We start from the raw sequence: 14003 nt of genomic DNA, 5'->3' as shown, positions 1-14003 counted from the left end.
ATATCAGTCTCTGTGTGTCTCCCGCTCGGCGTTCGTCAACCGCGCCGTGTTCTCCCCGACCGGACCGTCCATGATCGCGCTGCCGATCAGCAGGCCGTCCGCACCCGCCGTTCGCATCCGGGTCACGTCCTCGGTCGTCCCGATCCCGCTCTCGGCGATCATCGTCACGTCGTCGGGGGCCTCGGGTGCGACCCGTTCGAACGTACCCAGATCGACGTCCAGTTCGGCCAGGTCGCGGTTGTTCACGCCCACGATATCCGCTCCGGCGTCAAGTGCCTGCTGGAGTTCCGCTCCGTCGTGGACCTCGACGAGCACCTGAAACCCGCGCTCCCGGGCCGCCGCCAGCAGGTCCGCCAGGTCGTCGGTGTCGTCCTCCTGCAGGAAGCGGACGATCAGCAGGACCACGTCGGCCGCCACGGTGTCCAGTTGCGCCTCGCGGACGACGAAGTCCTTCCGCAGGACCGGCACGTCGACGGCCTCGCGAACCCGCCGCAAGTTCTCGGGCGACCCGCCGAAGTGCTCGGGTTCGGTCAGCACCGACAGCGCCGCCGCCCCGCCCGCGACCATCTCCTCGGCGAGGGAGACGGGGTCGTCCGTCCGCTCGCCCTCGGTCGTCGGACTCGTCGGCTTGACCTCCGCGATCACGGGCACCCGGTCGTCGGCCTCGGCGGCTGCGAACGCCTCGGGCAGCGACCGCGCGTCGACCGACAGCCGGTCGTCGCCCCCGCCCCGCTCCCGCGCGGCCGCGAGGATCGACTCGACCGCTGGTGCAATCGCTTCACTATCGTCCATTACTGTACATTGACGGACGGAACTGCACATAAGGCTTGCGTCACGGCGACGAACAGGCTCAAGTGACAGTGGGGGAAACTGTCGGACGTAAATGACAGGAAGACGTGGGTTCCTCCGGGGGCTGGGAGTTCTCGGGGTAGTCGGTGCGGCCGGGTGTCTCGGCGAGGACGGCGGTAGCGACGACGAGCGGACGACGCCGACCACCATCGGCCCGGGTGCGGTCGAGAGCCATGGGTCCGAATCGGACGGGTCCGAGGAGGAGGGATCGCTCCCGTCGGCCCTCCGGGTGGTCTCGGCGGTCGGGACCAACGTCGAGTCGCGCCGGATCGGGACGGTGGAGGTGACCGTCGCGAAGGCCGACTGGGTCGAGGAGGTCGATCTGACGGCCGTCACCGCCGACTGGACCGTCCCCGGCGACAGTTACGAACTGGCCGCGGCCGCCGCCGACACGGACGCCGACGGGTACTTCGGGATCCAGCCGGACAGAGGGACGGCGGCGGACGCGACGCTTGCGACGGCCCACGAACGCCACCGACTGGTGTTCGATCTGGGGGACGACGACGTCGAGAGCGACGACTGGCACCGGCGACTGGAGACTGACACCACGCACTTCGGCGATGTCCTGCGGGAGGACGACGTGGTCGGCCTCCGTCTCAGGACGGCCGGTGGATCGACCACGGACGCCCGGCTGCTGGCCCCCGACGACGTGATGAAGATCGAAGGAACCGTCGAGTTGACCGTCGACTGACTGCGGCAAAGGGGCTGGACCCGGCGGCGTCGGCGAGGCTCCGGCAAACGGGGGTCGCCCTGTAGGCAGTTTCAAGGTACTCTCGCCCGTCCCCGGGAGTATGAGCAGTGACGTTGCGGGCATATACGCGCGTGAATCGCCGTATCTCGACCGCTACGTACAGGTCGGGATCGCACAGGGCCGAGTCATCTCCCTTTCCTTCCCCGAGACGCCCGACGAGGGTGCCGAGAGCGAGCACGACATGCTGGACCGGATCGAGTCCTACCTCGACGGCGTCGAGGAGAGTTTCGACGACGTACAGGTCGCGCTGACGGTCCCGACCGATCAGCGGCAGGTGCTCGAAGCCGTTCGCGAGATTCCATACGGACAGGACTCCTCGGTCGCCCAGATCGCCCGAGTGACGCCGGGGCTGGACGACGAGAACGACGACGATCTGCGGGCGATCCGGGAAGCGCTCACCGAGAACCCCGCGCCCATCCTCATCCCGGACCACCGGATCCGGGACGGCCCCGGCTCGACCCCGCCCGCCGTCGTCGACAAACTCCGATCCATCGAGGGGCTCTGAGGGGACGCTCCGTCGCCGCGGTCCGGAGTGACGACTCCCGCACAGATCGCCGACCGGTCTCCGAACGGTATTTTCGACTCCGTACTGCCGGACGCGATCGGTTCAGTTGGTTTTAGGTCCGTCGGGGAGCGAGCACGCGTATGGCACTGCCACTACACGTCGGACTCGAACACCCGAATCTCACCTGGCTCGTGATCGTCGGTATCCTGACGTTCGCGGCCGGGCTCGGCGTGAACCTGTACCGCTCGCTCGGCACCGACACACAGACTGACCCCGCCGACGACACCGACCACTCGGAGTAGCCGCTACCAGTTTTCGCGCAGTCGTTCTGCCCACTCGATTCCCAGCAGTTCGTGGACCACGAACTCCAGGGCGTTGACGAGGTAGTGAGCGACGAACACGACCAGAACACTCTCCGTCAGGACGAACGCCGTCGCGAGGACGAACCCCAGCGTGCCAGTGACGACGACGCCGACCCGGCCCTGTGCGCCGTGGCCCAGCGCGAAGGCGATCGAGGAGACGACCGCCAGCGCCCACGGGGAGGTGCCGAACCCGGCGGCCGTCGCACCGATCACCGCCGCCCGGAAGATGAACTCCTCGACGCCCGCGATGATCGGGAGCACGCCCAGCAAGAGGATCAGCCACCCAGCCGTCGAATCCGGCGAGAGCATCCCGCGGAGTCGCTCGTCGTACTCGACGCCCGCGGCGTCGGCCGTCGCCGCCCCCACCGCGTTCACAGCATAGAGCGCGACGCCCAGCAGAGTACCCACCGCCAGCGCCGGCAGCCCCGTCGAGAGGGGGGCGTCGGTGACGCCGAAGGCCCACGCGGGAATCCCGAAGTACCACGCGCCGGCGAACAGGAGCCCGCCGAACAGTCCCTGCGTGAGCGCGACGTTCGCGAGCAGGGCCCCGGTCGAGAGGTCGTCGGCCGTGGGGTTCGGGTCGCGCCGTCCCGTCCCGGTCGCCGCGAGTTCACCGTTGGCCCGGGGCGGCCGCTCGCCGGGATGAGAGTCGACGTCGGTCGCGTTCGCGCTGGCGTCCGCGTCCGGCGGGACGAACCGCGGAATCTCGTCGGAGTGTCGCCGGTCTGGCGACCGAGAACGTACGTCGTTCGCTGCCCCTCCCGCGTCGTCGCGGACGGCGTGCTGGGAGAGGCGAGCGAGTGCGAGCAAAAGAGTGAGGACCACGCCGGTCAGTCCGACGAACGCGGCCCACTGCGCCACGGCTTACTGGGGGCTGGGGCTGCCGCTCCCGCGACCGACCTCGCGCTGTTCGAGCGCCTTGCCCGTAATGTTCTTCAGGCGGTCGACGAGCCCGTCCTTCTCGGGTTCGCCAGCCAGCGCGACCTCCAGCACCTCGCTGATGTGGGAGACGGGGACGATCTCGATCATCTCCTCGTACTCCTCCTCGATCATCACGTCCTGCTCGTTGGCCTTGGGGATGATGACCGTGTCGAGGCCGGATTTGGCGGCGGCCTCGATCTTGTGCGTGACGCCGCCGACGGGGAGCACGTCGCCCCGGACCGACAGCGAGCCGGTCATGGCGAGGTTCTGCTCGACGGGCACGTCCTCCAGCGCGGAGATGACGGCCGTCGCCACGGTGATGGAGGCGGAGTCGCCGTCGACGCCGCCTTCACCGGCCTGGACGAACTGGATGTGAACGTCCTTCTCGGTGATGTCCTCGTCGCTGAACTTCTTGATGATCGCCGAGACGTTCTGGACTGCCTCCTGAGCCATCTCCTTGAGCTGGCCCGTGGCGATCACTTCGCCGGGACCCTGACTCGGCGTGACCTCGGCCATGACGGGGAGGACGATACCGGAGTCCTCGCCCATGACGGCCAGGCCGTTGACGCGGCCGATCACGTCGCCCTGGTTGACGGTCAGCTCGTAGTCCTTGCGGCGTTCGATGTAGTTGTCCGCGAGCTGTTGCTCGATGGAGCGGCTGCGGCGCTTGGCCTGCAGCACGTCCTCGCGCTCGGTGTACTCCTTGTCCTCGGCGCGGGCGATGTCGCCTGCGACCCGCACCAGCCCACCGAGGTCGCGCAGTTTCAGGGTCAGGTGACCCTTCCGGCCGGCGCGACGGCGGGCTTCGAGGATGACCTCTTCGACGGCCTCCTGATCGAAGTGGGGGAGCCGTCCGTCCTTCTCGACTTCCTGGGCGATGAAGCGGGTGTACTTCCGACGCATCTCGGCGTCGTCCTCGATGGTGTCGTCCATGTACACCTCGTACCCGTAGCCCTTGATCCGCGAGCGCAGGGCGGGGTGCATGTTCTCCATCGCGTCGAGGTTCCCGGCCGCGATCATGATGAAGTCACACGGGACGGGCTCGGTCTGGACCATCGCGCCCGAGGAGCGCTCGGACTGGCCCGTGATCGAGAACTTGCCCTCCTGGATCGCCGTCATCAGCTTCTGCTGGCTGCGGATGTCGAGGGTGTTGATCTCGTCGACGAACAGCACACCTTTGTTGGCCTTGTGGATCGCGCCGGGTTCGACGCGGTCGTGGCTGGGCGTCTCCATGCCGCCGGACTGGAACGGGTCGTGGCGGACGTCGCCCAGCAGCGCGCCGGCGTGGGCACCGGTCGCGTCCTCGAAGGGTGCGGTGTTCTGCTCGGCGTTGTTGACGAGCAGGTTCGGGATCATCGCGTCGTTGCCCCGCGAGCCGTAGCGGAACGCGAGGTAGATGACACCGGCCGCGAGGATGCCCAGCAGCGGTTGCTGGACGATCAACAGCGAGTAGCCGATGACGATGGCGATGATGATCCACATGAGGAAGCTGCGCATCTGGTTGCGCTTGCGGGCTTCCTCCTTGTGGGCGTCGACGATCTGGTCCCCTTTGCCGGCGGGAACGGTCCGAACTTTCGGCTCGTTACCGTCGTCGGGGTTGTGGTAGACGAGGACGTCCTGCAGTTCCTCCTTGGGGAGCAACTGACTCATCGCCTTCGCGAGCATCGACTTCCCGGTCCCGGGCGAACCGATCATCATGACGTGGCGACGCTGCTTGGCCGCCTTCTTCACCACGTCACGAGCGTGGTCCTGCCCGATGACCTGATCGACCAGTCGGTCCGGGACTTCGATGTCGTGGGTCGAGTCGATCTTGAGGCCGCCCAGGATGTCGTCCTCGGCGTTCTCCTCGTCGACCGGGGCATCGATCTCGACTTCGCTGCCGAGGTCGTCGATGCTGCCCTCGTTGCCGTCGGGAACCCCGGGCTCCTCGTCCCCGTCGCGGACGCTCTCGACGTCGTCGATGTCGTCGACCACGTCGTCGAACGCGTCCGGGGACTCCTCTGTGGAGTCGGGCCCCCCGTCTTCGGGGTCGTCGTCGGTGTCCGTATCGTTGCTCATAGAACCGTTGCTGTTGCCCGAACGGAAGGGCTGTCGACTGATATACTTTCTCCCCTATTCCGGTGGGTGAGAACGAAAAAACCGCAGGACGGCGGTCCGTCAGACGTTCCGTCGGGTGATCGAGAACGACTCGCGTGATTTATCAAACTGCTCCCGTACGTACGGGTATGACCCGGGGGTTCTACATCGGCCGTTTCCAGCCGTTCCACGACGGCCACCGAGAGATGACCGACCGCATCGCCGAGGCCGTCGACGAGGTCGTCGTCGGGATCGGCAGCGCCGACGCCTCACACACCGTCCGCAACCCCTTCACCGCGGGCGAACGCATCATGATGGTCTCGCGCGTCCTCGAAGACATCGACACCCGCACCTACGTCGTCCCCATCGAGGACATCGATCGCAACTCCGTCTGGGTGAGCCACATCCGGAGCATGGCACCCGCCTTCGACGTAGCCTACTCGAACAACCCGCTCGTGATCCGCCTGTTCCAGGAGGCCGGCATCGAGGTCCGCCAGTCCGAGATGTACAACCGCGAGGACCTGAAGGGGTCGCGCATCCGATCGCGGATGATCGACGGGAAAGACTGGAACCACCTCGTCCCCGACGCCGTCGTCGACGTGATCGACGAAGTCGACGGGCTAGAGCGACTCAGACAGGTCGCCGGCGACGACGGCGGCGACGCCACCGAGAACGACAACTGACTGGAGCCACGAACCAGCGACGATGATCACCCTCGCCTCCGATTTCGGAACGCCGTACCCCGCGGCGATGAAAGGCGTCATCCTGCAGGAGTCGGACGCCAGACTCGTCGACGTGGCGCACGACTTCCCCCGGCAGGACGTACGAACTGCCGCGTTCTGGCTTCGGGAGGTGCTCCCGTACTTCCCGCCGGCCGTCCACCTGGTCGTCGTCGACCCCGGCGTCGGCACCGACCGCGCCGCCGTCGTCGTCCGCGCCGGCGATCACGCCCTCGTCGGCCCCGACAACGGCGTCCTGCTGCCGGCCGCCCGTCGACTGGCCAGCGAGGACGGCGACATCGAGGTCTTCGAGATCGATCTCGGAGACCCCGCGAGTTCGACCTTCCACGGGCGGGACGTGTTCGCGCCCGCGGCTGCACTCGTCCACGAAGCGGGTATCGAGAGCGTCGAGACCCGCGAGGAGTTCTCGTCGGTCGCGGAGTGGGTCGACCTGACCTTCCCCGAGCCGACGGAGGAGGACGGCCGCGCTGTGGGCGAAATCCTGGTCGTCGACGGCTTCGGCAACGCGATCACGAACGTCCCGGGCAGGGTGCTGGACGGACACTACGGCGGGACGGTGGGAGTGAACGGCGAGTCCGCGCCGGTCGAACCGACCTACGCCGCCGTCGAGACGGGCCAGCGACTCGTGACGGTGGGGAGCCACGGGAGCGTCGAACTCGCGGTCAACAGGGGCCGGGGCGAGGACGCGTTCGGGATTGGCGTCGGCGACGCGGTGTCACTCGATCTCGATTAATCCAGCTCCTCGATCCGGTCGAGCAGATCCGCGAGGGCCTGCCGGGCCACGCGTTCCTTGATCTCGGTCCGGGAGCCGTCGAACTCGTAGCGCTCGACCGTGGTCGTCGACTCGCCGCTGCCCCACGGCGCGGCGTGGGCGACGCCGACGAAGACCGTCCCGACGGGGTGGTCCGCGCGGTCGCGCTCGGGGCCGGCGACGCCCGTCGTCGAGAGCCCCCACGTCGCGTCGGCGGTGTCGCGAGCGGCTTTCGCCATCTCCCGGCCGACCCGTTCCGAGACCGCACCGTCGGTGTCGAGCGCCTCGCGGGAGACGCCCAGTACCTGCTGTTTCGCGTCGTAGCTGTAGGTCACGTACGAGCGGTCGAAGTACTCGCTCGATCCCGGCACGTCGGTCACGAGCGAGGCGACGAGGCCGCCCGAACAGGACTCGGCGGCCGCCAGTGTCTCGCCGCGCTCGGCCAGCGCGTCACCGACCTGCGTCTCGATCAGTGGCTCTTCCCCGAACCCGTGCATGCTCGGAGCAACGTGACCGGGGGAGTTGAATGCCGCGACCGACCCGTCGAGTCAGCCCGACGATTCGCCGACCGGAATCTCGTTTTCGAACCGTTCGACCTCCCGCGCGATGGTCTCGCGCTCGAAGTAGAGCAGTTCCACGGCGACGACGAGCACGGCGATGACGACCACCATGTAGAACGTGTTCGGCTCGCGCCGGGACAGGTTCCACAGCATCAGCGGGAAGAACCCGACGGTCCCGACGACCCCGACGAGCGGTGGGACCGGGTGGATCGACCCCTGATCGCGATGGCGGAATGCGAGGTAGCTCATCGCACCGAAGACGACGATGAAGGAGAGGGAGGCGAAGGAGGTGATCGCGCCGAGGCCCCCGACCGCGGTGAACGCGGCGGTGACCACGCCGAGCAGGACGACCAGTCGCGGCGGCGCGCCGTCGGCGTCGCTCGATCCGATCCGGTCGGGCAGCAGATCGTCGCTCAGCATACCCTTCGCGAAGTGGGCCGCCGAGAACAGCGTGGCGTTGATCGCGCTCCCCGTCGAGAACAGCGCCGACAGCGAAAGTACTGTGCCGCCTAGCGCCGCCAGCCCGTAGGGCCGGGCCATCAGGCTGGCCGCGTCCTTCAGCGCGACGTGGGGGTGAGACTGGAGTGCCTGCGGCACGAGATTCACCGTCACGACCCCGACGAGGAGGTAGACGACGATCGCGACAGGGATCGCGACGTAGACCGCCGTCCGGATCGTCTCGACGGGATCGGCGATCGAATCCTGATCGTAGAAGAGCAACTGCCAGCCCTGGAAGGCGACGAAGGAGATGGCCGCCGCCACGACCGGCCCGAACCCGGTGAGCTGGCTCGCTCCGGACCGGATCCCGCCCCCGGCGCCGAAGGCGTACACCAGCCCGAGCACGCCGAACGCGAGCAGGATCGCCACCTTCGCGGCCACGAGGATGTTCTCGACGGTACCGGTCGTCCGCGCGCCGAGGACGTTGAGCCCGACGAAGCCGGCGACGGCGAGCACCGAGAGCAGGGGACGGGCCGGCACCCCCGCGATGTCGGTCGGAATCGCCCCGAACGCGACCGCGAACTCTCCGAAGGCGAAGGCGTACATCGCCATCGACCCGATGTAGCCAAAGAGGAGCGTCCAGCCAGTCATGCCCGCGAGCGTCGTGTTCCCGGTGAAACACTGGACGAACGTGACCGAGCCACCCGGGCTGTCGCTGAGCCGGTTCAGGGCGTTGTAGGAGTAGCCCGCTGCGAGCGCGACCACGCCCGCGAGGACGAACGCGGCCCAGGTCGCGTACGTCGTGATCCCGGCGACCACGCCCATGACGGCGTAGATTCCGCCACCGATCATCCCGCCCAGCGCCATCGACACGGCTTCCGTGAGCCCGAGCTGTTGCTCACTCATCTCTCGGTGTCAGGATACGACCCGCAAGAAATGTGGGAGTAGTGCTTGCCTGTGAAAGCAGGACGAGCCCGTTACTCCGCCGCGATAACGTCGTCGATGCGGACGATCATCGTCGACGCTTCGGTCGCCGACTCGACGGCTTCCTGCTTGACCGCGGCGGGGTCGAGGACGCCGTACTCGACGGGGTCGCCGATGATGCCCGTCTGGCCCTCGGAGATGATGCCGGCGCGGCCCTCGCTGTCGAACTCCGAGCGGAGGTCGACGAGCGCGTCGATGGGGTCCATGCCGGTGTTGGCCGCGAGCGTGCGCGGGAGCACGTCGACGGCGTCGGCGAAGGCCTCGACGGCCAGCTGCTTGCGGCCCTCGATGCTGGCGGCCTCGTCGCGGATGTGGGCCGCGATGGCGATCTCGGCGGCACCGGCACCGGGGACGACACCGCCCTCGTCGAGCGCGGCGGTCACGACGTCGAGCGCGTCGTTGAGGGCGCGCTCCAGTTCGTCGGTGACGTGTTCGGTGCCACCGCGGGCGAAGACGGTGACGGCGTCGGCGGCCGCGCCGCCCTCGATGAAGACGACGTCGTCGTCGTCGAACTTCTCGACGCGGACTTCCTCGGCCTCGCCGAGGTCGTCGGCTTCCAGATCCTCGACGGAGCCGGCACGGGAGCCGCCCGTCGCGGAGGCGATGGACTTGGCGTCGTCGTCGCCGACGCTCTCGAAGGCGAGGATGCCACGCTTGGCGAGGAAGGCCTTCGCGCGGTCGGCGATGTCGCCGGTGACGAAGACGACCTTCGCGCCCACGTCCTCGATCTGGTCGACGTAGCCTTTGAGCTCCTCTTCCTCGGCCGCGATGGCCTGGTCGAGCTGGTCGACCTCGGTGATGTTGTACTCGGCGTCGATGCTCGACTCCTTCAGGTCGACGTCGTTGTCGACGACGGCGATCGAGGCGTCAGCGACGGAGCGAGGCATGTTCTCGTGGCCCGGCTCCTCGTCGACGAGGACGCCCTCGACCAGTTCGGTCGCGGAGGAGGACGCGCCGGTCTGGGTCCGGACGGTGATGTTGTCACGGACGACACCGGCGTCGGTGTCGACGTGCTGGACGGCCCCGACGACCGTCTCGGCCAGGCTCGCGGCGTTCACGTCGCCGGTGCCCTTGCCGGTCATGGAGGACTCGGCGACGGACAGCAGCGTCTCCTCGTCGACGTCGGCGTCGAGGGTCTCGGCGTCGATGGACTCCTGGGCCAGCTGTGCGGCCTCGTGGTACCCTTCGACGATGGTCGTGGGGTGGACGTCGTCGTCGAGCAGGTCCTCGGCCTGCTTGAGGAGTTCGCCCGCGAGCACGGAGGCGGTCGTCGTGCCGTCGCCGACCTCGTCCTCCTGGGTCTCGGCGACTTCGACGATCATCTGGGCTGCGGGGTGTTCGATCTCCATCTCCTCGAGGATCGTCGCCCCGTCGTTGGTGATGACGACGTCGCCGGAGTCGGAGACGAGCATCTTGTCCATCCCGCGAGGGCCCAGTGTCGTCCGTACCGCCTCGGAGATTGCCTTCCCCGCGGCGATGTTGGATGTCTGTGCGTCTTTCCCCTCCGTCCGCTGGGAATCCTCGTTGAGAATGAACATGGGCTGGCCGCCCATCCGTCGCTGTTGGCTCATAGTCACTAATGAGGTGGTCAGCGGTTCTATATAAAAGTTACTATCGGCGGAAAGCGAGAGACGGCGAGCGGGTGTCTCGGTGCCGGGACAGTCGGACGGACGGTCGGGGTCGGTGAGGGGTAGTCGTGTGGACAGTCAGGTCGGGCGACGGAACTGTTGATCGGACGGCCGGGTCGGGTGACGGGACGCGTCGTCTCGCGGGCAACCGTTATTACAGGGCCGTTCGTTGGCTCGGTGGATGCTGGAGCTGGAACACGAGTTCCGCGTCGTCGACGTTCACGTCTGTCTCGAACCCGACGAGTCGCGACGACCCGACGGTCGGACCGGCGACCCCGAGACCATCGAACGAGAGATGCACCAGGCCGGGGTCGTGCGATCCGTGGTGTTCCCGGGGCCCCGTGACGGGAGCTATCTCAAGATAAACAACGCGGTCGCCCGGATGAGCGTCGGGCGTTCGTTCGCGGCGTTCGCCCGGATCAACGGGGCCAGGGACGCTGGATCGAGTCCGGGCGCGCGCCTGCGCAACCTCGCCAGTTCCCGCGAGGACCACCACACCTCGCCCGAGGACGTCGAGCAGTACGCCTACGACGACCGCTTCGCCGGGTTCAAGCTCCACCCCGCGGCCGACGGGCTCCCCGACGAGGAAGTACTGGAACGGCTCGCCGACGTGGGTCTCCCGGTGCTGGTCCACGGGGGCCGGCAGTTCCCGCCACAGGCCATCGCCGACCACCTGCTCGATTACGAGTTCCCCGTGATCGTCGAGCACTTCGGCGGTTATCCCCTCGACCGCGAGTTGATCGAGGACGGCATCGCCCTGCTGGATCGCTGGGAGTCCTGTTACCTCGATACGAGTTTCGTCCGCATCCGGAACCCGCTGGAGCGGGCGATCATGGAACATCCCGACCGGATCTGTTTCGGCAGCGGCGCGCCGGCAACCCACCCCGACGTGGGCGTCATGGAGATTCTCACGCTGGACGTACCCGAGGACGCCATGCGGAAGGTCTTCTCGAAGAACCCCTCGCGGGTGATCCCGGAACTCGGCCCGTCGGGCGGGGAGTGACCCGCCCCGTCTCGTAGTTTTTATTCCCACCACCTGCAGAGGGGAGGACAGTGAACGGGCGCATCGACTGGCGGAGCCGCTATACGGTCGCCCTCGCCGGGATCGTAGTGCTGGGCGCGGCACTCCGGCTGTACGGCCTCGGCGTCGAGAGCATCTGGGTCGACGAGGCGATCACCCTCCGGTTCGTCGCGAACCACGGCCCCCTCGAACTGCTGTGGGTCATCCCGAGCGAACAGCCCCACCTCCCGCCCTACTACGTCTTTCTGGATCTCTGGGTCGCGGCGTTCGGCACCGGCGCGACCGCCGTTCGCTTCCCCTCCGCGGTCTTCGGGATTCTCTCGCTGCCCCTGCTGTACCTGCTGGGACGTGAGCTGTTCGACCGGAAGACGGGGCTGGTCGCGACGCTCGTGTTTGCAATCGCGCCGTTCCAGCTCTACTACGCCCAGGAGACGCGGATGTACAGCCTCTGGACGCTGCTCACCCTCCTCTCCTTCCTCGCATTCCTGTGGCTCCGCCGGCGGCCGAGCCGTCGACTGGCCGCAGGCTACGCCGTCGCGACGCTCGCGACCGCCGCCGTCCACCCGTTCGGCCTGTTCGTCGTCGTCACGCAGGGGGTGGTCCTCGTGGTCGACCGCCTGCTGGCCGGCGACGGACTCGTGGGCAGCGGGCTGACAACACTCGAGCGTACGCACGCGGCCTGCTGGGCGTTGCTCGCGCCGGTTCTCCTGATCGGTCTGCTGAAACTGGATTCGGCCGTCGCAGGCTTCAACTTCATCTCGCCGCCGGGGCCGGAACGGGTCGCCGGCACCGTGATCGAGTACTTCACGACCGCCGGTGGAACGGCCGAACTCGCGGTGGGCCTCCTCGTCGCCGTCGGCGTGGCCCTCGCGCTACGGTCGTGGCCGCTCGGGCGCGAGCGTCGACTCCTAGTCGTCTGGGCGCTCGTTCCCGTCCTGGGGCTGGTCGCGGTGTCGTATCTCGTGACGCCGCTGTTCTGGGACCGCTACACCATCACCGCCGCGCCGGCGTGGGTCCTGCTGGCGGCCTACGGGTTCACGAGTCTCGACCGCGACCGACTCGGATTGGGTCTCGAACGCCGTCACGTCGGTTACGCGCTGGCCGGGCTGCTCGTCCTCGCGATCCTGCCGGCGACCGTCGGCTACCACACGACCGACGGGAAAGAGCAGTGGGACGAGGCCGTCCCGGACCTCGAAGCGGAGGCCGAACAGGACGATCTGGTCCTCGTGATCGACCGGGCGGGGCTGTCGGCGTTCGAGTACTACCGGACGCGGTCGGATGTCACCGTCCGGCCGATCCACGCCGGATGGCGATCGAACGGGAGTTACGTCACGCCCAACGCCACGCTCCGGAACGTGACCGCCGACCACGATCGGGTGTGGCTCGTCCTGACACACCTCTGGTTCCTGCCGGGCGAGCGCCAGCGGATGCTCGACGTGGTGGGCGACAGGCGTGAAGTGGTCCGCCACCGAGGGTACAACAGCATCGAGGTCTACCTGTTAGCGAACCGGACTCAGCGCCAGTCGTAGACGGAGACGGCGCGGTCGGTGCGGTCGGTCCGGCCGTTGGGGTTGCGCGCCTCGGTCCGGTCGCGCCACCGTGCGCGGATCCCGTCTTTGAGGCCGATTCCCAGCCCCGCGACCACGTCGCGGCCGTTGCCGAACCACTCCGACGGTTCGACTGAGCCGCCTGCGACTGCCCGCAGCCCACCGCCCGCGTCGCGTGCGGCGTGGCCGACGAGACGGCGAACCACGGTCGGCCGAAGGCCGTAGTTCTTCGACAGGCGGTAGGCGAGCGCGCGGTACTTCCAGCGCCAGTCGGTGTCGGTCACGCCGCCGTCGGTGCCGTACTCGCCCCGGACCGACATGTCGCCGCGCCAGGCCACCTCGTAGTCCTGGTCGGCCAACCGGTGGGCCACGTCGCGCGCGCCGCCGGTCCGGAGGTACTCGTCGAACCCGTCGATGGCGTCCAGTACCGGTCGCGAGAACGCGGCGTTGTCGCCGTTGAAGTATGTGACCGTCCGACCTTTGATCGTCGTCGATTCGACGCTCTCGGTCGTCATGCCGGCCTTGAGTTCCTGGTGGGTGGGGCCGGTGACCACGTCGGCGGTCTCGATGCCGGCTTCGAGCGCCGCTCGCCAGTCGGGTTCCACGGCGAGTTCGTGGTTGAGGAAGGCGATCACGTCGCCGCTCGCCCGGTCGAGGCCGGCGTTGCGTGCCACGTTGAGCCGCCGGTCGGCGATCTCGACCAGCAGCGACACGTCGTCGCGGTCCCGGACCATCCCCGTCGTCCCGTCCGAGGACGGGCCGTTGACCACGATTACCTCGGTGTCGGGCACGTGCTCGGCCAGCGCGTCGAGACAACTCGCCAGCCGCTCGCGCCCGTTGAGTGTCGGGACGACCACCGAGAGATCCATA

14 protein-coding genes are annotated in these 14003 nt (G+C 68.1%); 7 read left to right on the top strand and 7 right to left on the bottom strand.

Annotated elements, in window-relative coordinates; all coding sequences use genetic code 11:
* Positions 1-3 precede the first annotated feature (3 nt).
* Positions 4-792 carry an indole-3-glycerol phosphate synthase gene (gene trpC, locus BV210_RS04625; protein ID WP_077205509.1) on the bottom strand — a complete coding sequence of 263 codons (789 nt, stop codon included), beginning with the start codon at positions 790-792 and terminating at the stop codon, positions 4-6.
* A 91-nt stretch (positions 793-883) separates the two neighbouring features.
* Here trpC and BV210_RS04620 point away from each other — a divergent pair, with 91 nt between their 5' ends.
* The 3 genes from BV210_RS04620 (at position 884) to BV210_RS20190 (ending at position 2407) form a co-directional block, all read left to right on the top strand.
* Positions 884-1540, top strand: a complete 657-nt coding sequence (locus BV210_RS04620; protein WP_077205508.1) for a hypothetical protein — start codon at positions 884-886, stop codon at positions 1538-1540.
* A gap of 100 nt (positions 1541-1640) precedes the next feature.
* Positions 1641-2105 (top strand): MGMT family protein, encoded by a 465-nt coding sequence (locus BV210_RS04615; RefSeq protein WP_077205507.1) that lies wholly within the window; start codon positions 1641-1643, stop codon positions 2103-2105.
* A gap of 140 nt (positions 2106-2245) precedes the next feature.
* Entirely contained in the window at positions 2246-2407 is a 162-nt protein-coding gene (locus BV210_RS20190; RefSeq protein ID WP_172824875.1) for a hypothetical protein, read from the top strand.
* Between the two features lie 3 nt (positions 2408-2410).
* On the opposite strand, the gene BV210_RS04610 is transcribed toward BV210_RS20190, so the two are convergent.
* Positions 2411-3328 carry a CPBP family intramembrane glutamic endopeptidase gene (locus tag BV210_RS04610; protein ID WP_077205506.1) on the bottom strand — a complete coding sequence of 306 codons (918 nt, stop codon included), beginning with the start codon at positions 3326-3328 and terminating at the stop codon, positions 2411-2413.
* Positions 3329-3331: 3 nt separating this feature from the next.
* Complete coding sequence (lonB, locus tag BV210_RS04605; RefSeq protein ID WP_077205505.1) at positions 3332-5446, bottom strand: ATP-dependent protease LonB; 2115 nt, start codon at positions 5444-5446, stop codon at positions 3332-3334.
* Positions 5447-5613: 167 nt separating this feature from the next.
* On the opposite strand from lonB, the gene BV210_RS04600 reads away from it, so the two are divergent.
* Both BV210_RS04600 and BV210_RS04595 read left to right on the top strand, forming a co-directional pair.
* Positions 5614-6147 (top strand): nicotinamide-nucleotide adenylyltransferase, encoded by a 534-nt coding sequence (locus BV210_RS04600; RefSeq protein WP_077205504.1) that lies wholly within the window; start codon positions 5614-5616, stop codon positions 6145-6147.
* Between the two features lie 22 nt (positions 6148-6169).
* Positions 6170-6937, top strand: coding sequence for an S-adenosyl-l-methionine hydroxide adenosyltransferase family protein (locus BV210_RS04595; RefSeq protein ID WP_077205503.1), 768 nt, complete (start codon positions 6170-6172; stop codon positions 6935-6937).
* Here the strand turns inward: BV210_RS04595 and BV210_RS04590 are convergent.
* The 3 genes from BV210_RS04590 to thsA all read right to left on the bottom strand — a co-directional run bounded on the left by BV210_RS04590 (position 6934) and on the right by thsA (position 10490).
* Positions 6934-7452 (bottom strand): CinA family protein, encoded by a 519-nt coding sequence (locus BV210_RS04590; RefSeq protein ID WP_077205502.1) that lies wholly within the window; start codon positions 7450-7452, stop codon positions 6934-6936. The two genes, BV210_RS04595 and BV210_RS04590, sit on opposite strands and share 4 nt — an antisense overlap.
* A 51-nt stretch (positions 7453-7503) precedes the next feature.
* Complete coding sequence (locus BV210_RS04585; protein ID WP_077205501.1) at positions 7504-8859, bottom strand: APC family permease; 1356 nt, start codon at positions 8857-8859, stop codon at positions 7504-7506.
* 71 nt (positions 8860-8930) lie between these two features.
* Positions 8931-10490 carry a thermosome subunit alpha gene (gene thsA, locus BV210_RS04580; RefSeq protein WP_077207969.1) on the bottom strand — a complete coding sequence of 520 codons (1560 nt, stop codon included), beginning with the start codon at positions 10488-10490 and terminating at the stop codon, positions 8931-8933.
* A 256-nt stretch (positions 10491-10746) separates the two neighbouring features.
* Between thsA and BV210_RS04575 the strand changes: the two genes are divergently transcribed.
* Positions 10747-11568, top strand: a complete 822-nt coding sequence (locus tag BV210_RS04575; protein ID WP_077205500.1) for an amidohydrolase family protein — start codon at positions 10747-10749, stop codon at positions 11566-11568.
* Between the two features lie 50 nt (positions 11569-11618).
* Positions 11619-13115 (top strand): glycosyltransferase family 39 protein, encoded by a 1497-nt coding sequence (locus tag BV210_RS04570; RefSeq protein ID WP_077205499.1) that lies wholly within the window; start codon positions 11619-11621, stop codon positions 13113-13115.
* Here the strand turns inward: BV210_RS04570 and BV210_RS04565 are convergent.
* Positions 13100-14002: a glycosyltransferase family 2 protein gene (locus BV210_RS04565; protein ID WP_077205498.1), complete on the bottom strand. Its 903-nt coding sequence runs from the start codon at positions 14000-14002 to the stop codon at positions 13100-13102. The two genes, BV210_RS04570 and BV210_RS04565, sit on opposite strands and share 16 nt — an antisense overlap.
* Position 14003: the final 1 nt, after the last annotated feature.

The organism is Halorientalis sp. IM1011 (assembly GCF_001989615.1).
In the GTDB taxonomy this organism is placed as follows: Archaea; Halobacteriota; Halobacteria; order Halobacteriales; family Haloarculaceae; genus Halorientalis.
Note: the sequence above shows the minus strand (reverse complement) of the source record. Positions and strands in the feature narration are given on the sequence as shown.